Raw genomic sequence first — 18,902 nt, 5'->3', positions numbered from 1 at the left:
CCGGCGCAGGCGATCTTATCGGCGAACCCGGTCGAGCACGTCGTCCCGGAGCGAGACCATCCGATCCCGGGTGGGCGCCTCGACGTTGAGCCGCAGCAGCGGCTCCGTGTTGGAGGCGCGCAGGTTGAACCAGGCGCCGTCGGGGAAACGCAGGGTTAGCCCATCCATCTCGTCGGCCACCGCGTCGGGGTACGCGGCGCGCACCTCCGCCACCGCGGCCGCTTGGTCGACCACCGTCGAGTTGATCTCGCCGGAGGCGATGTAGCGCTCGTACTCACCGGCCAACACGGACAGCGGCAGCGACTGCTCGCCCAGCGCGGCCAGCGTGTGCATCGCCGCGAGCATCCCGGTGTCGGCGAACCAGAAGTCCCGGAAGTAGTAGTGCGCGGAGTGCTCGCCGCCGAAGACGGCGTTGGTGCGGGCCATCTCCGCCTTGATGAAGGAGTGCCCGACCCGGGCGACGACCGGCTGCCCCCCGTGCTCCCGGATGATCTCCGCGACCGCGCTGGAGGTGATCAGGCCGTGGATCACCGTGGAACCCGGGTGCTTGGCCAGCTCACGGGCGGCGACGAGGGCCGTGATCGCCGATGGTGAGACCGGCTCGCCGCGCTCGTCCACCACGAAGCACCGGTCGGCGTCACCGTCGAAGGCCAACCCGATGTCGGCCCCGTGCTCGACCACCGCGCGCTGGAGGTCGACCAGGTTCGCCGGGTCCAGTGGGTTGGCCTCGTGGTTGGGGAAGGTGCCGTCCAACTCGAAGTAGAGCGGCACGATCTCCAGCGGCAGCGGCGACAGGGCCGCGTCGCCCAGCACTGTCGGAACGGTGAAGCCACCCATGCCGTTGCCGGCGTCGACGACCACCTTCAACGGCCGGATGCCCGAGAGGTCGACCAGCTTGCGCAGGTAGCCGGCGTAGTCGGGAAGCAGGTCGCGCCGCTCGGCGGGTCGGGTCGGCGCACCGGCGGGACGGGCGTCGCCCGAGTCCAGGAGGGCCTGGGCCCGCTCCCGGATCTCGGCCAGACCGCTCTCCTGACCGATCGGGCGGGCGCCGGAGCGGCACATCTTGATGCCGTTGTACTGCGCGGGGTTGTGGCTGGCGGTGAACATCGCGCCGGGCAGGTCGAGCGAGCCGGACGCGTAGTAGAGCAGGTCGGTGGAGGCGAGGCCGATCTCGATCACCGAGCGCCCCTCGGCGCGTACGCCGGTGGCGAAGGCGGCGGCCAGGCCGGGCGAGGTGGCCCGCATGTCGTACCCGACGACGACGGCGTCGCCCGGCTCGTCGGTGGAGTTGAGCAGCTGGGTGAAGGCGGCGCCCAGCGCCTCGGCTGCCCGTTCGTCCCACTGGTCCGGCACCGTCCCGCGGACGTCGTACGCCTTCACAATCTGGGACAGATCAGACACGTGTTCCACTCCTTGGCCGCAGGTTAGACACCGATCCTGAGCCTAACGGAGGGCCGGCCCGTACTCCGCTCAGCCGGGGAGCCGAGGAATGAACACGGTGTGGCCGCCCCCGTCGGTGGGCGGGTCACCGGGCAACGGCCGACCGTCGGGCCGGCCCGGCATCGGCTGCGTCGCCTCCGGCGCCGGAGCAGGAGTGTCCGGCCGGGCACCGTAGACCCCGCCGGCGGCGGGACGTGGGGCCGGCACCGCACCCCAGCCGGTGGCCGGCGGCTGCTGGCCATACACCTGACCGGGGCGACCGGGCGCGGCCGGCAACCCACCCCCGGCCCGGTAGGTGGTGCCGCCGGGGTTGCCCGGAAAGGTGCCGGGCCCGTCATCGGACGGCTTCCGGTCCTGCCGCGAGCGACGGAACAGCAGCACGATGAGCAGCAGTCCGACCGCCACCAGCACAATGCCGAAATACATCACCGGTGATCCTCCTCCGGACGATTCGGCGGCCGTCGCCGTTGTGTTCGGCGCGCCGGACACGCCACCCGGCGCCGCCGGGTTCACCGCCTCGTCGACCGTCGCGACCTCGGTCGGACTCGGGGTGGGCGTCGGCGTCTTCGACCGCGACGGAGTCGGCGACGGAGTGACCCGCGCTCCGGTCAGCCGCGCCGCGTCGGTGCCGTGACCCAGCGTCTGGCCGGCGGCGCTGATGCCCGCGCCCGTGACCAGGAGACGGCCGCCCGGCGCACCCGCCGCGAACGCCACCCGGTAGCGCACCGTGATGCCCTTGCCCTTACACAGCGTAGGCTTCAAGGGTGACGTCTGCGCGGTCGACACGTTGCCGGCGCCGCCGCTGACAGCCACCGGGAACCAGCGGCCACCCGCGTTGACCTCGACCGCCACCTGGTTCGGCTGGAGACCCCCCAGGGTGAAGCCCAGCGCGGTGCGCAGCAGGACGCACCCGTCGGTGCGCTTACGCACCGCGACGTTCACCCCCTGCGCGGAACCACCGGCGGCGAAGCTGCTGGCCGCGCCGACCCGGACCGAGTCCTCGTCGGCCAGCGCCGGCGACGCACCGAGCATTACCAGGCCGCCCGCCAGACCGCAGACCGCCGCGAGCCGTGCCACGCGTCGACGCACTGTCATGATTACCTCGCCGTTCTCCCCAGGTGGGGTCCGCGGGTCAGGCTACTACCGGACCACCTCCCCCATCGGCTATAGAGCGCCCCGGATGTGTGCGGCGTTACGGTTTACGACCCGTCCCGCCGGCCTGCCAGTGGCCGGACTGACCAGCCGCTCAGCCGGCCGATCCGTCGGCTCGCTCCGCCTCCGCGAGGGCGTCGCGGCACAGCCGGTCGGCGGTGCGGGTGGTCTCCGGCAGGCGGTAGCGCGGGGTCAACGCGAGCACCTGCGCGGTCGCGTTCTCCAGGCTCATCCGATGCCCGACGCTGACGAAGACCGGCTTCACCCCGTCCCGGGTCCGCAGCACCCGACCGACGACGTCACCACCGTCGCGCAACGACGACCAGGAACCCCGCTCGGCGGACGGCGGATCCCACGTCCCGACCAGTGGCGTCTTCCCCACCCCGATCGAGGGCAACCCGGTGACCACCCCGAGATGGCACGCGAGCCCGAACCGGCGCGGATGGGCCAGCCCGTGCCCATCGCAGACCAGCAGGTCCGGAATCGTGCTCAGACGCTCGAGCGCACCGAGCAACGCGGGCAACTCACGGAAGGCGAACAACCCCGGCACATAGTCGAAGGCGGGTCGACCCACACTGACCGCTGAGTCCACCACCGCGAGAGTCCGGGCATCCAGGACCGTCACGGCCGCCGCCAGCAGGTCACCACCTTCGGCGTACGAGACGTCCAGCCCGGCCACCGTCGCGGGCGCGCTCGGCCCCGGCCCGACCAGGTCCACCAGCGGCCGCAACTCCTCCTGTACGGCCACCGCCTCGGCAGGCGTGCCCGGCGGGTTTGGCGTGCCCGGCGGGTTTGGCGTACCCGGCGCTCCCGGCGCTCCCGGCGCTCCCGGCGCTCGCCATGATCGACTCGGTTTCACGGAAGTCGGGCTATCCCTCGGACCCGGATGCCCCGACATCAATGAACCGGAGTCGATCACCCTCGGCCTGAGGCATCGACGCCATCGCCGACGGCCGTGCCGTCCGGGCCGCCCCGGGCAGGGTGACCTTCGGCCCGGCTCCGGAGCGCACCCAGGCCGAGCGCGAAGGCGATGCCAAGGGCGACAGCGAAGGCGACGCCACCCTTCGCGCCGAACACGGGAATGCCGATCGCCAGGCCGATCAGGATGCCAACCGGCCAGGCCCAGACAGTGGACCTGATGCTCTGCGTACCAGATCTCGCCATGCATCGATCTTATTCGGCTCGGCCAGGGCATTCCGATTCAACCCGGTGTGCAGGAAACGGGCGTGCAGGAGCCGGCCCCGGGCCAGCGCCACACCCGCGTCCAGCGCGGTGCCGCCCCGCTCCGCCTCGTCCAACGACTTCGCGTCGCCACCGAAGACCGCCTGCTCGTACCCCACCTGCACCCGTACCAGCCGAGCGTCCAGCCCTTCCGTCAGCCACCCGCCCCTCCGTCTGTCCATACGCGAAGCCTGCCTACTTAGCTCTCGCTATGTCGGGGTCCGCGCCGGGATCACCGGCCGCGCGGAGCTGCTCCTCGAACATGACAAACGTCCGCTGCCGAATCCCCCGAATAAGCGCCTGCTCCTTCGGCGTCAGGTGACGATCTTCGGCCTTCGCCCCATCCCTGACCGCCTGCACCGTCTCGTAGAGAGCAAAGATCGGACCTTCGCCCTCGAGATAGTGAGCCCGGAAACGCTCTACCTCCTGCACGAAGTCCTCAGGAGTACGCCGGAACACCTCTCCCCCGACGTCGAAGACGATCTCGGTGAACAGGTCATTCTTTTCCTGCCAAGCGCCGGTATCGATCGCAACACGCCATACCCTGACGCCACCGTCGGGTGTCTCCACGATCTTCACGGGCGACTGGTAGTACAGGTAGTAGGACGGGAGCACTAGACCTGGCATTTGGGCCATCAAGCGTTCCCCTCGTAAGTCGATTGCAGCGCCTGCCAAAACAGCTGTTGCTCGCGACGGAGGATCCCATCTGCGATCGCCCCCTCGCGTCTAGTCAACGCTCGACCCTCGATTCTGGCCAAGGCGTCCACATCCCGGCGCACCTCATACAGCGCATGTTCCCAGACCGCGATTTCGTCGAGCGCAGCCAGGTGCAGACGAAACTCCGCAAGGTGCCCGTTCCGTGTCCGTAGCACTAGTTGCACGTCCCGGTAGCCGCTGTCCTCGGGAGACACGAACCGGTCCTGGCAACTCACCACCGCGACATCATGGTGGTCGCGTATTCGCCCGAGTGCGGCGTAGAGGTCGTCGAGGTTGCGGAACTCGACCTTCGCGGCGGCCAGGTCGAGCAGCTTGGAAACATCGCCCTGGTGTTTGGCCACCTTGTCCTCGGCTCGACGACGATCTTTCGGCTGGGGGCGCCAGCCAGGCTCGCCAACCCGGCGATCACCGACATGGGCTAGAGACATCGCCAACTGATTCAGCTCGGCCTGGGCAACAGCCGCTGCCGCATAGAGGTCGTCGAGGTAATGGTGCCGATAGGAAGGGTCGGACTGACGAGGCTTCTCGAATCCTGGTTGAGTCGGCGGGTCATCCGGGATCCGAATACTCGCGCTGATCCGCCGCTGGTCGTCCGTGAGCGGCGTTGGCTGTGGTTGGTCCACATCTCCACCGGTCTCGGTCGTCTGTCCCAACGTCCCGGGCCTGGCTACCTCCTGTTGGGCGACGTCGTCGAGCACTTCGGCGAGGACGTCGATGGCCTGTTGATGGCTGGCCAGGTGATACAGGGTCAGCGGACGTGCCGTCAGCGAGTTGGCGAGTTCAGGGGTTGACTGGATCACGCGTGCCAGCTCCGGATGCTGCACCAGCTGCCGTACCAGGCGCTCGGCCAGATCCGGCTCGTTGGGGGGCGGCTCCCGCCGGGCGTTGTCGAGCATGTCCCGGACCCGGTCATCGGCGAACAGTCGCACGAGATCCCGTGCCGACGCTTCGTCCAGGTCTGGTACCAGCCGGCGAAGGGTGGGCGGGTCAACCGTCGTCGCGAACTGAACGGGAGTCACCCCGGCGGCGAAGACATCTTCCACGCTGTTGGCCGACGAAACGGCGCGGGCAGGACCGCCACCCGGTGTGGCCCGTCCAAGACCAGCGTCCGCTGGACTGTCGACATCTTCGGCATCGGGGGCCGAGCCCGGGCCGTCGAGAAGCAGGTACATCCGGTTGATGTACGGGTCGCCGTGGCTGCCGTTGTCGTGCGTCGGCGGGTGATCCGGCAGGTCGGGCCGCTCGCTGAACCGGCCCCGGGGCAGTCCGCCGAGCGGCATCGGCCGGGCGTCCCCGCTCAGCACCAGCGCGTCGATGCCGACCACGTCGGGGTAGAGCGGTCGGTCCCGGACCACGCCGTTCTGCGGGTCCACGTAGAGCACCGTGCCGTTCTGGTTGAGCGCGACCCAGGCGTGCGAACCACCGTGCGCCCACTCAGTGACCACGAACGCGTAGCTGCCGTGGCCGCCCAGCAGCAGTTGGTCGTGCAGGTTGCGGTAGCCCCGGTCGGCGGCCTGCCGCGCCTGTGCGGCATCCGGACGTTCGCCGGACGCGGGGGCGAGGAGTTGCTGGAAGCGTCCGCCGGTCACGTCCTCCACCCGGCCTGGGCCGCCTGCCTCGCCACGGATGGGGCGCCGGATGTCACCGTCCAGGTAGCCGTCGAAGGTTCGTGGCGCCGACACCCGGGGTCGCCCGTGCACCCACGTCTCGAACAGCGACAGCGTGCAGTCCAGGCAGTTGATGCCCCGGGTGGCGTCGGCGGCGGGACCGCCGTCGTTGAGCAGCCGGAACCAGCCGCCCTGTCGGGGGTCGGCGGTGCGGGTGATGGTGCCGTCCGGCTGGCGGGGCATCTGTCGTTCGACGTCGACCTGATGCAGGGCGAGCGGTGGACGGAGTCCTCCGGGCTGCCCGTACGGCCGGGAGTCGTCGATCGGCGGCGGATCGTCGTCGCCGGTGAGCCTGGACGGGCCGGCAGTCTCCACCGCGCCGAGCGCGAGCGCGCCCACGTCCCGGTTGGCGTGCTCGAAGGTGGCGCTGATGTCCACGACCGGCGGGGCCGTGCTGCCGGCCAGCACCGCGTCTGCCAGGTCACGCCATTCGGAGTACGCGCGAGTCTCCTCGTTCGCGGCGCGCTGCCAGCCGTCGGCCCACTGCCGGTTGCCGGCTTGGTGCAGCTGTCGGGCGTAGGTGGCGTACTCGACGGCCCGGCGGTCGTGTTCCACCGCACGGGTGCGCAGTCGGGCGGCCTCGGCCTGCCGGCGGTTGGTCTCAAACCCGACCCGCAGCGATTCGTAGTGGTCCTGGTAGCGCCGCCGCTCGGCGGCTTCCGCCGCGGCGGCCCACTGCGCCGCGTACGAGTCGTTGGTCTCGGGCTCGCGCACCGACGGGGCACCGAACGCGGCCACGTCGACGGGGATCGACGCTCTTCCCCGGGCCGGATGGTCGGGCGCTCGCACCGGTGCGGGCGTATCCCGGGTCGGAACACGCGACGGCACGGCGAACCGCCCCACCACCGGTGGGGTGGAGGTGACCGGCATCGACCCGTTGGTGGTGGTCGAGACGCCGAAGGTGACCGGCGCCGCCGGGCCGGGGGTGATCGTCGGCGCGGAGGGGCCAGTCGCCGGAGACCAGGCGGTCGGTCCGGGGTTGGTGACGTGCGGAGAGCTGCCGGGCTGGGCCGGTGGCACACCGGTGGCAGCCGGCCCGCCGCCCGATTCGAGGGGACCGGCCACCGGCGCGGCCGCCGACGAAAGCCTCGGATCGGCACTCACCGCCGACGTGGCCGGATCGGCAGCCACCGCCGACGTGGCCGGATTGGTGGTCGCCGCCGAGAGCGTGGGGTCGGCCGTGACCTGGTGCGGTACGCCCGCTCTCTCCCCGAACGGCACGTCCGTCGACGAGGACGCGCCGGCCGAACGGCCCTCCACGTCCACACCGGACATTGCGCCAACCGGTATCGGTGACGACGTGTGGACGTCGGGCGTGACCGGAGACGCCAGCCCGGCTCCCCGTGCCTGTTCGATGCCCGGTGGCGTCGGCGCGGCCAGCTGGTTCGCCGGCGAGGTGGCGACGGCCTCCGTCGCCTGCACGGGGATGCCCGCAGACGAAGCGAGACCACCCGAAGCCACGCCACCGGCAGCCACCCCACCGGCAGCCCCCGCAGACGCAGCCCCAGCTGCGGAGGAGACGGCCGCAGACGAAACCCCGAGGGGGGAGGACGCCCCCGTGGAGGCCGCGTCCCCCGCGACGGGCACCACGGACGGAAGGGAGGGACCCGCGTACGACGCTCCGGCGAGGGCGTTGGCCTGCGCGTCCAGCCGGGTGCGCAGCGCGTGGTCGGTCTGGCCGGTCACCGAACCGGTGGCCCCGGACGCGGCGGCACGCGCCACGTCCTCCATCGAGGTCAGGCCCTGACCGGTGGCCAGGCTCGCCGCGCTGTTGGCGAGCACCTCGCCGGTCATCTCCCGCCCCAGGTGCTCGCCGACTTTCGCCGCCCGCCCGGTCGCGTGCCGACCCAGACCGGCCAGCGGCGCCACCGCCCCGCCGGCCAGCCCGCCGACCGCCGAGGCGCCGAGATCGGTCAGGTCCAGGCCGTGTGCCCGCCCGGTGGAGTTCTGGTACGCCTGGGTGGCCAGGGTGACCCCGGCTTCCTCGGTGGCCTCCTCCAACCCTCCACGGGCAGCCCGTTTGGCGAGCCCGCTGGCACCCCCTCGGGTGACCTCCTTGGCAGCCCGCTCGCCGGCCTCCTTCAGCCCGTGTTTGAGGGATTTGCTGGCCAGTTGTCCCATCAGCCGCTTGAAGATCTGTTGAACCAACAGCCGGGTGGCGGTGATCGCCACGCCGGCGGCCGGGGTGGCGGCGCCTGCGGTCAACACCGCCGCCACCGCCACGGAGAGCAGCTCGATGACCAGGATGCCTAGCTCGATCCAGACTTCGAGTTTGGCGCCCTCGATGTCGCAACCGCACTCCTCGACCAGTCGGCCCAGGTCGGCCGTGACCGCGAGCAGCACGGGCAGCGGGGCATCGGTGCCCTCGGCGATCCCCCGCCAGGCCGCCTCGAACGCCGCGTCGACCGCCCCGACACTGCCGTAGCCGTTGTGCACCTCGGCCGCGGCCGCGGCGGCGTCGGCGTGCGGCCCGGCGAGCACGGAGGCGACCGCGTACCACTGGTCGGCGACGTCCCAGACGGCCCGCTCGTTGCCCTCGGGCCACTGCACGCCGACCACCCAGTCGAGGGCCTCGTAGATCCAGCCGGGCACGTCCCAGGGCGCGTAGTCCAGGGGGTGTGGGATGGGACTCGGCAGCACGGTCATCGGGATCGCCGGCCGTCAGCGCCGGTCGGCGGCCCGGCCGACCCGGGCGGCGCTGGCCCCGTCGGTTTGCACGCTCGCGTCGACCGCCTCGACCACGTCGCTGCCCAGCTCGGTGAGCCGGTGCCCGACACCGGCCCAGGCTCGCAGCACGGTCTGCTCGAACCCGCGGTAGTTGCGCTCGAAGGCGGCGCCGATGTCATCGCGGCCCCAGGGCCGGGCACCGCTGGCGGCCTCGATCGCGCCGCCCTCCGCCGCACGGCGGGCCGTCACCGCCTCGCCGGCGAGCGCCAGGTCGGCACCACCCCGGCGGGCCCGGGACGGATCAAGCCAGAGCTGCCCGTCGGTCATGCCTTCGCCTCGCCTTTGCCGAGTACGGTGTCGGCCCGACCGAGCAGCGCGCCGTAGTCGCCGGTCTTGAGGAAGTCCATCGTTCCGGAGCCGGCCGGCATGCTCTCGGCGACGAGGTCGCGGGTGGCGTCGGCGGCGGCGGTCGAGGCGGCCCGGATCGTTTCGGTGACCTTTCGGCCGAGCGCCTCAGCGTCGCGGTCCCGGTAGATGGCCGGCGTCAGCTCGACCTCGATCACCTGGCCCTGCGCGCCCACCGTCGCCGTCACCTGCCCGTCGGCCGACCGGCGGGTCACCCGCAGCGCGGCGAGCCGCGTCTGGAGGGTGTCCAGACCGGACCTGAGCTGCTGGTATTGCCCATACACGTCGTCGAATCGGGCCCGTAGCTCGCGATTGACGCCTCGGTCCGCCTGCTCGTCCACCGCCGCCCTCCCGTCACCGTCGGTAGAGCGAAACAATACCGGCCGCCATCGATCCGTGTAGTCCGGTAGTTTCAATGCGTGATCGACCGTCAACAGGCCGAGCAGCTCGCGGCCACCTGGGCCCGCCGTGACTCGCAGCGCCTCGGCCACGAGTGCACCGCGATGGTCGACGAGTTCGACCTGGGTTACGTCATCACGTCCGTGGTGCCCACCGAGGTGCGCACCGTGCCGGGTGACCTGCCGACGACCGTCATCGACAAGCAGACCGGCAAGGTCACCACCTGGCCCCGGGTGCCGAGCACCGTGGTGGCGGAGCTGTACCGGCGTAGCCAGCCCTCGGGGCCGACCGCTCCCCGCACCGTCGATCCGTCGAGTCTGCTGGTCCGGGAGATCCACCGGGGCGCCACCCCGAACACCGCCGCGCACCTGACCATCGACGGGCGGATCTGGACGGCCCAGGGCACCAAGGCCGACGTGCCACTCAACCATCACCCGCTGGTCCGCGACTATCTCCACCAGTTGCCTCCCGGCGAGCTGGTTCGCGGCGGGGCGGCTCACGCCGAGCTGATCGTGGTCTCCGACGTCCTGCACGAATACGACCACCGGCGCGCCGCCGAGGGCATCGCGCCGATGGGGCGGGCCGAGGCGGCGGCGCTGTTGGAGGGCGCCCGCTTCGAGATCTTCCGGATCCGTGAGCCGGGTGATCCCGCTGGTGGGCCCGCCGAGCGGCCCTGCGACTCGTGCCTCAGCTTCCTGGTGCGGGCGAACGTCCTGCCGGAGTCGGCTCGCGCCTACACCGAGACCTGGCTCGCGCCGGACGCACCCGACCCCGATCCTGGGCGCTTCCCGGCGGAGGTCGCGAACGCGCTGGTCGCGGCCGGCTGGCGGCCACACATCGGGGATCAGATCATGGCCGCCGCCGCCGTCCGGGACGTCACGTCGGTGCGGGGGCGCAACCATCAGCACGAGGTCTTTCCCGCCGCAGTGGAGGCGCTCACCGCGTTCCCCAGCCTGGTCGGCGCGCGGCGTGGCCGGGGCGAGCAGGTGTGGATCTCCCGTTTCGACATCCGCCCGCACACCGTCGCGCACACCGCCGACACCCTCGCGGACTTCGGCGCGGTGCTCGGCGTACGCCTCTTTCCGATCGGCACCGAGCAGCAGGACAGCATCCTGGCGGTGGACGAGCGCGGCCGGGTGTTCGCGCTCGACCAGGCCGGCGAGTGGTTCCTCGGCGACACCATCGACGCCGCGCTGACCACCCTGCTGCTCGGTCGCGCCCCCGCCCGGGTTCGCGACGACGGCACCTGGCAGGCCGACTAGCGCGGCAGCGCCGCCGGCCTAGAGCGTGAGGCCGGTCAGCACCATGACCCGGGGCTCGGTGTAGTCGTCCATCGCGCTGCGCAGCCCTTCCCGGCCGACGCCGCTTCCCTTCACCCCGCCGTACGGCATCTGGTCGGCGCGATACGACGGCACGTCGCCGACGATCACCCCGCCCACCTCCAGCGCGCGGGCGGCGGCGAAGGCCACGTCCAGGCGCCGGGTGAAGACGCCGGCCTGTAGGCCGTACGCCGAGTCGTTGACCGCGGTGAACGCGGCCTGGTCGTCGGCGACCGGGGCGACCACCAGCACCGGCCCGAACACCTCCTCGGCCACGACCTTGGCGTCCGCCGGCACGCCGGTGAGCACGGTCGGGGGGTAGGTCGCGCCGTCGCGGAGGCCACCCACCTCGACGGTGCCGCCGGCGGCGACGGCCTCGGCCACCCACGTCTCGACCCGGCGGGCCGCGTCCTCGGACACCATCGGCCCGACGTCGGTCAGCTCGGACGCCGGGTCTCCGGTACGCAGCCCCCGCACCGCCGCCACCAGCCGGGGCAGGAAGTCGGCGTAGCGGGCGTGGTGCACGTACACCCGCTGGACGGCGATGCACGACTGGCCGGCCTGGTAGTTGGCGAACGTCGCGATGCGCTGCGCGGCGAAGTCCAGGTCCTCGTCGGCGACCCAGTCCGCACAGAGCACCGCGGCCGCGTTGCCGCCCAACTCCAGCGTCACGTGCTTCTCCGGCGCGGCGCGACGGATGGCCGCGCCGACCGGCCCGGAGCCGGTGAACGACACCACGGGTAGCCGGGGTTCGGTGACCAGTTCGGCGGCGCGGTCGTTGGGCAGCGGCAGCACCGAGAACATCCCGGCCGGGAGGTCGGTCTCGGCCAGCAACTCGCCGAGCAGCAGCGCGGACAGGGGTGTCGCGGGCGCCGGTTTGACGATGATCGGCGCGCCGACGGCGATGGCCGGCGCCACCTTGTGGGCGACGAGATTGAGCGGGAAGTTGAACGGCGTGATGCCCAGCACCGGCCCTCGCGGCACCCTCCGGACCAGCGCGATCCGCCCGCCCGCGGCCGGGTCGGTGTCGAGTCGTTGCAACTCGCCGGAGAAGCGGCGGGCCTCCTCGGCGGCCCATCGGAAGGTCGACACCGCGCGCCCGACCTCGGCGCGGGCCCACTTGAGCGGCTTGCCGTTCTCCGCGGTGATCAGGGCGGCGATCTCGCCCGCCCGCTCGGCGAGCCGCCGGGACACGTGGTCGAGGGCCGCCGCGCGGGCGTGCGCCGGCAGGGCGGCGGCCTGCGCGGCCACCCCGGCCGCCGCGGCGACGGCGGCGTCGACCTGGTCGGGCGTGGCGATTGTGGTACGCCCCACCGGACGGCCGTCGTACGGGTGGTGGACGGCCAGCTCACCCTCGCCGGTGGCGGGGCGGGAGGCGACGAAGAAGGGTGCGGGCTCCACGCCGAGCAGCGTAGCCGAGTGATCAGCCGACGGAAACAGTCGCGATAACCCTTGTCTGCCGCGAATTCGGTAGCGAAGATGGCGGAGAGATTGCGATAACCGCCGCAGAACCGCGTCCGCACCCCCGGCCCCCTCGGAGTGATCCCGCCATGAGTGACCAGCAGCAGCTGCGCAACTTCGTCAACGGCTCCTACGTCGACCCGGCCGATGGCGGCTACGCCGACCTGGTCGACCCCTGCACCGGTGAGGTGTTCGCCCAGGCCCCGGTCTCCGGCGCCGCCGACGTGGACGCGGCGATGAGCGCCGCCGCCACCGCCTTCGAGAGCTGGCGGGAGGTCACTCCCGCCGAGCGGCAGCGGGCGCTGCTCAAGCTCGCCGACGCCGTGGAGGCGCGCGCCGCCGAACTGGTCGACGCCGAGGTCCGCAACACCGGCAAGCCCCGCCAGCTCACCGCCGAGGAGGAGCTTCCCCCGGCGGTGGACCAGTTCCGGTTCTTCGCCGGCGCCGCCCGGATGTTGGAGGGGCGCTCCGCCGGGGAGTACCTGGCCGGACACACCTCCTACGTGCGGCGTGAGCCGATCGGCGTCTGCGCGCAGGTCACCCCCTGGAACTACCCGCTGATGATGGCGGTCTGGAAGATCGCCCCCGCGCTCGCCGCCGGCAACACGGTGGTGCTCAAGCCGTCGGACACCACCCCGGTGTCGACGCTGCTGCTGGCCGAAATCGCCGCCGAGTTCTTCCCGCCGGGCGTCTTCAACGTGGTCTGCGGCGACCGGGACACCGGTCGTACCCTGGTGTCGCACCCGACCCCGCAACTGGTGTCGATCACCGGCTCGACCCGCGCGGGCATGGAGGTCGCCGCCGCGGCGGCCCCCGACCTGAAGCGGACCCACCTGGAGTTGGGCGGCAAGGCCCCGGTGGTGATCTTCGACGACGCGGACGTGGCGGCGGCGGCCGAGGCCATCGCGCTGGGTGGCTACTTCAACGCCGGGCAGGACTGCACGGCGGCCACCCGGGTGCTGGCCGGCCCGGGCGTCCACGACGACTTCGTGGCGGCGCTCGCCGAGCAGGCCCGCAACACGAAGACCGGCGCCCCGGACGACGCCGACGTGCTCTACGGCCCGCTGAACAACGCCAACCAGCTCACCCGGGTCAGCGGCTTCGTGGACCGCCTGCCGGACCACGCGGCGATCCAGACCGGCGGGTCCCGGCAGGGCGAACGCGGCTACTTCTACGCGCCGACGGTGGTCTCCGGGCTGCGTCAGGCCGACGAGATCATCCAGGACGAGGTGTTCGGGCCGGTCATTACCGTGCAACGCTTCTCCGACGAGGACGAGGCGGTGCGCTGGGCCAACGGCGTCGACTACGGCCTGTCCGCGTCGGTCTGGACCCGGGACCACGGCCGGGCCATGCGGATGACCCGTCGGCTGGACTTCGGCTGCGTCTGGGTCAACACGCACATCCCGTTCGTCTCCGAGATGCCGCACGGTGGCTTCAAGCACTCCGGACACGGCAAGGACCTCTCGGTCTACAGCCTGGAGGACTACACCCGGATCAAGCACGTCATGCACAACATCGAGGGCTGACCCATGACGTCGTCGGAGGAACTGCACAAGCGGCGTGGGAGTGCCGTCGCCCGGGGCGTCGGCAGCGTGATCCCGTCCTACGTGGACCGGGCGTCGGGTGCGACGATCACCGACGTCGACGGCCGGGAGTGGATCGACTTCGCCGCCGGCATCGCCGTGACCAGCGTGGGCAACTCGGCCCCGAGGGTGGTCGAGGCGGTCCGGGCGCAGGTCGAGCGGTTCACCCACACCTGCTTCATGGTCGCGCCGTACGAGTCGTACGTGGCGGTGTGCGAGCAGCTCAACGCGGTGACGCCCGGCGGGTTCGAGAAACGCTCGGCGTTGTTCAACTCCGGCGCGGAGGCGGTGGAGAACGCGGTGAAGGTCGCCCGGCACGCCACCGGGCGGCCGGCGGTCGTGGTGTTCGACCACGCGTACCACGGCCGGACCAACCTGACCATGGCGTTGACCGCGAAGAACATGCCGTACAAGCACCGCTTCGGGCCGTTCGCCGGGGAAATCTACCGGGTGCCGATGTCGTACCCGCTGCGCGATGGCGGGCTCTCCGGCGCGGACGCGGCGGCACGGGCCGTCGAGATGATCGAGAAGCAGGTCGGCGCGGAGAACGTCGCCGCGCTGCTCATCGAGCCGATCCAGGGCGAGGGTGGTTTCGTCGTACCCGCGCCGGGTTTCCTGCCCGCGCTGCGTGCCTGGGCGACGGCGGCCGGGGCGGTCTTCGTCGCCGACGAGATCCAGACCGGTTTCTGCCGTACCGGTGACTGGTTCGCCTGTCAGCACGAGGGCGTCGAACCCGACCTGGTGACCCTGGCCAAGGGCATCGCCGGTGGTCTGCCGCTGGCCGCGGTGACCGGTCGGGCCGAGCTGATGGACGCGGTGCACGTGGGTGGGCTCGGTGGCACGTACGGCGGCAACCCGATCGCCTGCGCCGCCGCGCTGGCCACCATCGAGACCATGCACGAGCTGGACCTGGTCGGTGCGGCCCGACGGATCGAGTCGGTGCTGACCCCCCGGCTACGGGCCATCGCCGAGCGGGATCCCCGGGTCGCCGAGGTACGCGGCCGGGGCGCGATGCTCGCCGTGGAGCTGGTGCTGCCGGGCACGCTCACCCCCGACCCGGTCGCCACCGCGGCGATCTCGGCGGCCTGTCACGCCGCCGGCCTGCTCACCCTGACCTGCGGCACGTACGGCAACGTGCTGCGCTTCCTGCCTCCGCTGGTGATCTCCGACGAGCAGCTCAGCCGGGGCGCCGACCTATTCGACGCCGCCTTCGGCTGAGCGGCGGAGGGGCCCGGTGCACCGGCCCCTCCGCCGACGTCAGCGCAGCACCTCGACCGTGTTGCGGCGCACCAGGTTCTTGCCCGGCTCGCGGATCTGCTCCATGGCGGCGGAGTTGAGCAGCACGCAACTGCCCGACGGGCCGGTCACCGTCACCGTGGTCGCCCGGTTGTTGTCCAGGTTGGTCACCCGCAGCCGGGTACCCACCGGGAACTGCCCGCTGGTCGCCGCCGGTCCGGCCGCCTCCTCGAAGAAGGTGATCGCCCCCGAGCACTCCGACCGGGGCGCCGGGCCGGGCGCGCCGGGCGACGCCGCACCCGGACGGACCGTGCCGGGGGCCGGGGCGCCGACGGGGGGTGCCGCGCCGTCGACGCGTTCCACCACGTTACGGCGGATCACGTTCTTCCCCGGCTCCCGGACCAACTCCATGGCCGCCGCGTTGAGCAGCACGCAACTGCCCGACGGGCCGGTCACCGTCACCGTGGCCGCCCGGTTGTTGTCCAGGTTGGTCACCCGCAGCCGGGTACCCACCGGGAACCGGTCGCTGGTCGCCGCCGGCGCCCCGCCCTCCGCCGAGAAGGTGACCGAGCCGGAGCAGACCGACGACCGTGCGGGGGACGTGTCGGCGAACCCGAAGCTGGTCCCCACCGACACGCCCACCGCGGCGAGCACCGCCACACTCGCCGCCAGCACGTGCCTGCGCTGCACCCTCATCGCCGTCACTCCCGTCCTCGGTGGTGTCCTTCACTCACCTGGTACGGGCCGGAGCGTCCTACCGTTCAGCCGGCACGGGTATCGATCGTGCGGCGGCCAGGTCCACCGGCCCGTACCGGGTGCGCGGCGCCCCGGTGATCAGCGCCCAGTAACGGTCGCCGTACGACCAGTGCCACCACTCGGTCGGGTAGTTCACCATTCCCGCGCCGCCGAGGGCGTCCACCATGATCTGCCGGTGCCGACGGGCGGCGCCGCCGATCGTCGGCGCGTCGGTGAAGCAGGCGTCGGCGCTGTCCTCCGGGGTGGCGTCGATGGCCGTGCCCAGATCCAGCTCCACACCGTCGTCGGTGCAGAGCGTCAGGTCCACCGCGCCGCCCGTGCTGTGCGGGGCCACCTCGACCGGTGAGACGAACTTCGTGGTCTCCCGGTGCAGCCGCTGCGGCGACCAGTCCGGGTGCCGTCGGCGCAGCTCGTCCCGGTAGCCGGTGAAGATGGCCAGCTGCGCCTGGTACGGCCGGTAGCCCTCGACCACCAGCAGGCGCAGCCCACCGGGCAGGGCACGCTGCGCGGCCAGCAGGCGGTCCACGACACCGGCGCGCAGCCGGGCGTACGCCCCGGCCGGGTCGGCCGCCCGGCCGTCGAGCCGCAGCTCCGGCAGCTCACGCAGGTCGACGAACCCCTCCCCGTCGTCGGCGCTGGGCACGGCCGCCACCCGGGGGTCGGAGAGCAGGATCACCGGGCTCCCCCCGCCGTGCTCGCGGACCGTTCCGCGTGCCGGACCCGGGCCAACTCGACAAGTCGGTCCACCACCTCCCGATAGCTGACCCCAACGGCGGCCCACACCTTCGGGTACATCGAGTGCGCGGTGAAGCCGGGCATCGTGTTCAGCTCGTTGACGTACAGCTCACCGGTCGTCTCGTCGTAGAAGAAGTCGACCCGGGCCAGCCCCCAACCGCCGATCGCGGCGAACGCGCGCAGCGACAGTTCGCGGACCCGCTCGGTCACCTCGTCCGGCAACACCGCGGGGACGATCATCGGGTCGGCGTCGCCGAAGTACTTCTGCTGGTAGTCGAACCAGCCACCGGCGACCCGCACCTCGCCCACCGCCGACGCCTCGGGACGCCAGCCACCGAGCACCGCGCACTCCAACTCCCGGCCGGCGACCCCCTGCTCGACCATGACGAGCTGGTCGTGCCGAAGCGCCTCCTCCACGGCGGCGGCCAGGTCGTCACCCTCACCGACCCGGGAGATGCCGATCGACGAGCCCATGCTGGCCGGCTTGACGAAGAGCGGCCGGCTCAGCCCGGTCACCAGCTTCTCCGGGTCGTCGACGGCCCGGTAGGTGTGCGCGTCGAACGACACGTACGGGGTGACGGGGATGCCCTCAGCGCGCAGCGCCCGCTTCATCGCCACCTTGTTCATGCCCACCGCCGAGGCGAGGATGCCGCACCCGACATACGGCACGTTGAGCGACTCCAGCAGCCCCTGCACCACACCGTCCTCACCGTACGGGCCGTGCAGCACCGGGAAGACCACGTCCAGTTCGGCGTGCACCGCGCCGGGGGCGTTACCGGCGGACACCTGCACGACGCCCGGACGCCGGCCGGCCCGCAGCTCGACGGCCGGCCCCGTCACCACCAGCTGGTCGTCGATGGCCCGCTCGCCGGCCGGCCGGTCGCGCAGCTCGGCCAGCAGCGCGTCGGGCACCAGCCGAAACCCGCCGCTGCGGGTGACCCCGATGGCGACCGTGCGGTAACCGCCGCCGGTGAGCGCCCGGGCCACCCCGAGCGCGGAGGCACAGGACACCTCGTGCTCCGCCGACGGTCCACCGAACAGGATTCCGATCCGAACTGGCGCGCTCACGCCGCCGCCCCTTCCGCAGTCGCCAGGTCGGCGGATCCCGGGGCCATCAACCGGGCCACCAGCGTCGCCTCCACGTTTCCGCCGGTCAGCACCACACCGACCGTCCGCTGCCGGTCTCCCGGCGCGAGCCGGAGGGCACCGGCCAGGCCCGCCGCCCCGGACGGCTCGGCGAGCACCTTGAGCTCCGTCAGAATCAGCCGGAACGCCGCCGCGATCTCGTCGTCGTCGACCCGGACGACCCCGCGCAGCGTGTCCCGCACGATGGCGAACGGCAGCTCGCCCACGCAGGACGGCCGCAGCCCGTCCGCGATGGTGGGCGCCGGCGCGACCTCCACGCGCACACCTGCCGCCAGGCTGCGGGCGAGGGAGTCGCAGCCCAGCGGCTCCACGCCGTACACCTCGATGCCGGAGCCGGCGGCGGCCAAACACGCGCCGGCCACCCCGCCACCACCACCGACCGGTACGACCAGCGCGTCCAACGGCGTCCCCGCGCGCGCGGCGTCCTCGATCAGCTCCAGGCTCGCGGTGCCCTGCCCGGCGATCACGTCCGGGTGGTCGTACGCGTCGATGACGGGATGACCGCTGTCGTCGCTGAGCCCGTCGGCCACCGCCACCCGCTCCTCGACGCCGGTGCCGGCGAACACCACCCGCGCTCCCGCCGTGCGCGCCCGGGCGACCTTCGTCGGCGCCGCGTCGACCGGCAGCACCACGGTCGCCGTGAGCCCGTTCTGCCGGGCCGCCAGCGCCACCGCCACCGCGTGGTTGCCGGTGCTCTGCGCGATCACCCCGGTGTGGCCGGCGGCGGCGAGGCGGCCGACCGCGCGCAGCGCGCCCCGCATCTTGTACGAGCCGCCGTTCTGGAGGTTCTCGGCCTTGAGCAGGACCCGCGCCCCGGCGAGTTCGTCGATCACCGGGGACCGCAGCACGGGTGTGCGGACCACCCGGCCGGCGAGCCAGCGGGCGGCCTCCTCGACATCGGCCCGGACCTGGCCAACGGTGCGTGACATCGTCTCTCCTTTCGAGCACACCACAGGCGGGATCCAGCGGTACGTGGACCCCGGTGCAGGTGGGTGGAA

General features: G+C 72.3%; 16 protein-coding genes. 3 read left to right on the top strand and 13 right to left on the bottom strand.

The features are described 5' to 3' along the window. Positions 1-15 precede the first annotated feature (15 nt). The 8 genes from AC5L30_RS17075 to AC5L30_RS17040 all read right to left on the bottom strand — a co-directional run bounded on the left by AC5L30_RS17075 (position 16) and on the right by AC5L30_RS17040 (position 9,610). The gene (locus AC5L30_RS17075; RefSeq protein ID WP_494868353.1) at positions 16-1,401 is read right to left on the bottom strand and encodes a phosphomannomutase/phosphoglucomutase; all 1,386 of its coding nucleotides are present in this window, start codon (positions 1,399-1,401) and stop codon (positions 16-18) included. A 69-nt stretch (positions 1,402-1,470) separates the two neighbouring features. Continuing rightward, positions 1,471-2,535, bottom strand: coding sequence for a hypothetical protein (locus AC5L30_RS17070; protein WP_494868351.1), 1,065 nt, complete (start codon positions 2,533-2,535; stop codon positions 1,471-1,473). Between the two features lie 151 nt (positions 2,536-2,686). Further along, complete coding sequence (nfi, locus tag AC5L30_RS17065) at positions 2,687-3,340, bottom strand: deoxyribonuclease V (protein WP_494868350.1); 654 nt, start codon at positions 3,338-3,340, stop codon at positions 2,687-2,689. Positions 3,341-3,692: 352 nt separating this feature from the next. Beyond that, entirely contained in the window at positions 3,693-3,995 is a 303-nt protein-coding gene (locus AC5L30_RS17060) for a hypothetical protein (RefSeq protein WP_494868348.1), read from the bottom strand. 13 nt (positions 3,996-4,008) lie between these two features. Then, positions 4,009-4,392: a hypothetical protein gene (locus tag AC5L30_RS17055; RefSeq protein WP_494868346.1), complete on the bottom strand. Its 384-nt coding sequence runs from the start codon at positions 4,390-4,392 to the stop codon at positions 4,009-4,011. Between the two features lie 56 nt (positions 4,393-4,448). After that, positions 4,449-8,843 carry a toxin glutamine deamidase domain-containing protein gene (locus AC5L30_RS17050; RefSeq protein WP_494868344.1) on the bottom strand — a complete coding sequence of 1,465 codons (4,395 nt, stop codon included), beginning with the start codon at positions 8,841-8,843 and terminating at the stop codon, positions 4,449-4,451. A 15-nt stretch (positions 8,844-8,858) separates the two neighbouring features. Further along, positions 8,859-9,191, bottom strand: coding sequence for a hypothetical protein (locus tag AC5L30_RS17045; protein ID WP_112582405.1), 333 nt, complete (start codon positions 9,189-9,191; stop codon positions 8,859-8,861). Continuing rightward, on the bottom strand, positions 9,188-9,610 hold the full coding sequence (locus tag AC5L30_RS17040; protein ID WP_494868343.1) for a YbaB/EbfC family nucleoid-associated protein: 423 nt from the start codon (positions 9,608-9,610) through the stop codon (positions 9,188-9,190). Before AC5L30_RS17040 ends, AC5L30_RS17045 begins: the two co-directional genes overlap by 4 nt. Before the next feature lie 78 nt (positions 9,611-9,688). On the opposite strand from AC5L30_RS17040, the gene AC5L30_RS17035 reads away from it, so the two are divergent. After that, entirely contained in the window at positions 9,689-10,930 is a 1,242-nt protein-coding gene (locus AC5L30_RS17035) for an SUKH-3 domain-containing protein (protein WP_494868342.1), read from the top strand. An 18-nt stretch (positions 10,931-10,948) separates the two neighbouring features. On the opposite strand, the gene AC5L30_RS17030 is transcribed toward AC5L30_RS17035, so the two are convergent. Then, positions 10,949-12,388: an aldehyde dehydrogenase family protein gene (locus AC5L30_RS17030; RefSeq protein WP_494868341.1), complete on the bottom strand. Its 1,440-nt coding sequence runs from the start codon at positions 12,386-12,388 to the stop codon at positions 10,949-10,951. Positions 12,389-12,537: 149 nt separating this feature from the next. Between AC5L30_RS17030 and AC5L30_RS17025 the strand changes: the two genes are divergently transcribed. Further along, complete coding sequence (locus AC5L30_RS17025; RefSeq protein ID WP_494868340.1) at positions 12,538-13,974, top strand: gamma-aminobutyraldehyde dehydrogenase; 1,437 nt, start codon at positions 12,538-12,540, stop codon at positions 13,972-13,974. A 3-nt stretch (positions 13,975-13,977) separates the two neighbouring features. Next, a complete protein-coding gene (gene gabT / locus AC5L30_RS17020) occupies positions 13,978-15,249 on the top strand; it encodes a 4-aminobutyrate--2-oxoglutarate transaminase (protein ID WP_494868339.1) in 1,272 nt (423 codons plus the stop codon). Between the two features lie 39 nt (positions 15,250-15,288). On the opposite strand, the gene AC5L30_RS17015 is transcribed toward gabT, so the two are convergent. Genes AC5L30_RS17015 through AC5L30_RS17000 form a run of 4 tightly spaced genes read right to left on the bottom strand, consistent with a single transcriptional unit; the run spans position 15,289 to position 18,833 of the window. After that, positions 15,289-15,963 carry an RlpA-like double-psi beta-barrel domain-containing protein gene (locus AC5L30_RS17015; protein ID WP_494868338.1) on the bottom strand — a complete coding sequence of 225 codons (675 nt, stop codon included), beginning with the start codon at positions 15,961-15,963 and terminating at the stop codon, positions 15,289-15,291. Between the two features lie 58 nt (positions 15,964-16,021). Continuing rightward, positions 16,022-16,699 carry a M15 family metallopeptidase gene (locus tag AC5L30_RS17010; protein WP_494868337.1) on the bottom strand — a complete coding sequence of 226 codons (678 nt, stop codon included), beginning with the start codon at positions 16,697-16,699 and terminating at the stop codon, positions 16,022-16,024. Continuing rightward, a complete protein-coding gene (locus AC5L30_RS17005; RefSeq protein WP_494868336.1) occupies positions 16,696-17,826 on the bottom strand; it encodes a D-alanine--D-alanine ligase family protein in 1,131 nt (376 codons plus the stop codon). The genes AC5L30_RS17010 and AC5L30_RS17005 overlap by 4 nt, the downstream gene beginning before the upstream one ends. Continuing rightward, positions 17,823-18,833 (bottom strand): threonine ammonia-lyase, encoded by a 1,011-nt coding sequence (locus AC5L30_RS17000; RefSeq protein ID WP_494868335.1) that lies wholly within the window; start codon positions 18,831-18,833, stop codon positions 17,823-17,825. The genes AC5L30_RS17005 and AC5L30_RS17000 overlap by 4 nt, the downstream gene beginning before the upstream one ends. Positions 18,834-18,902 lie beyond the last annotated feature (69 nt).

It is taken from the genome of Micromonospora sp. BQ32, assembly GCF_059358895.1.
The sequence above is the reverse complement of the archived record's forward strand: the minus strand, read 5'-3'. Positions and strand labels throughout refer to the sequence as shown.

Excerpts from the sequence above, each read along its gene's own strand:
- AC5L30_RS17070 (WP_494868351.1), bottom strand. The coding sequence starts at position 2,535 with ATGACAGTGCGTCGACGCGTGGCACGGCTCGCGGCGGTCTGCGGTCTG.
- AC5L30_RS17060 (WP_494868348.1), bottom strand. The coding sequence starts at position 3,995 with ATGGACAGACGGAGGGGCGGGTGGCTGACGGAAGGGCTGGACGCTCGG.
- AC5L30_RS17050 (WP_494868344.1), bottom strand. The coding sequence starts at position 8,843 with ATGACCGTGCTGCCGAGTCCCATCCCACACCCCCTGGACTACGCGCCC.
- AC5L30_RS17045 (WP_112582405.1), bottom strand. The coding sequence starts at position 9,191 with ATGACCGACGGGCAGCTCTGGCTTGATCCGTCCCGGGCCCGCCGGGGT.
- AC5L30_RS17025 (WP_494868340.1), top strand. The coding sequence starts at position 12,538 with ATGAGTGACCAGCAGCAGCTGCGCAACTTCGTCAACGGCTCCTACGTC.
- gabT (WP_494868339.1), top strand. The coding sequence starts at position 13,978 with ATGACGTCGTCGGAGGAACTGCACAAGCGGCGTGGGAGTGCCGTCGCC.
- AC5L30_RS17015 (WP_494868338.1), bottom strand. The coding sequence starts at position 15,963 with ATGAGGGTGCAGCGCAGGCACGTGCTGGCGGCGAGTGTGGCGGTGCTC.
- AC5L30_RS17000 (WP_494868335.1), bottom strand. The coding sequence starts at position 18,833 with ATGTCACGCACCGTTGGCCAGGTCCGGGCCGATGTCGAGGAGGCCGCC.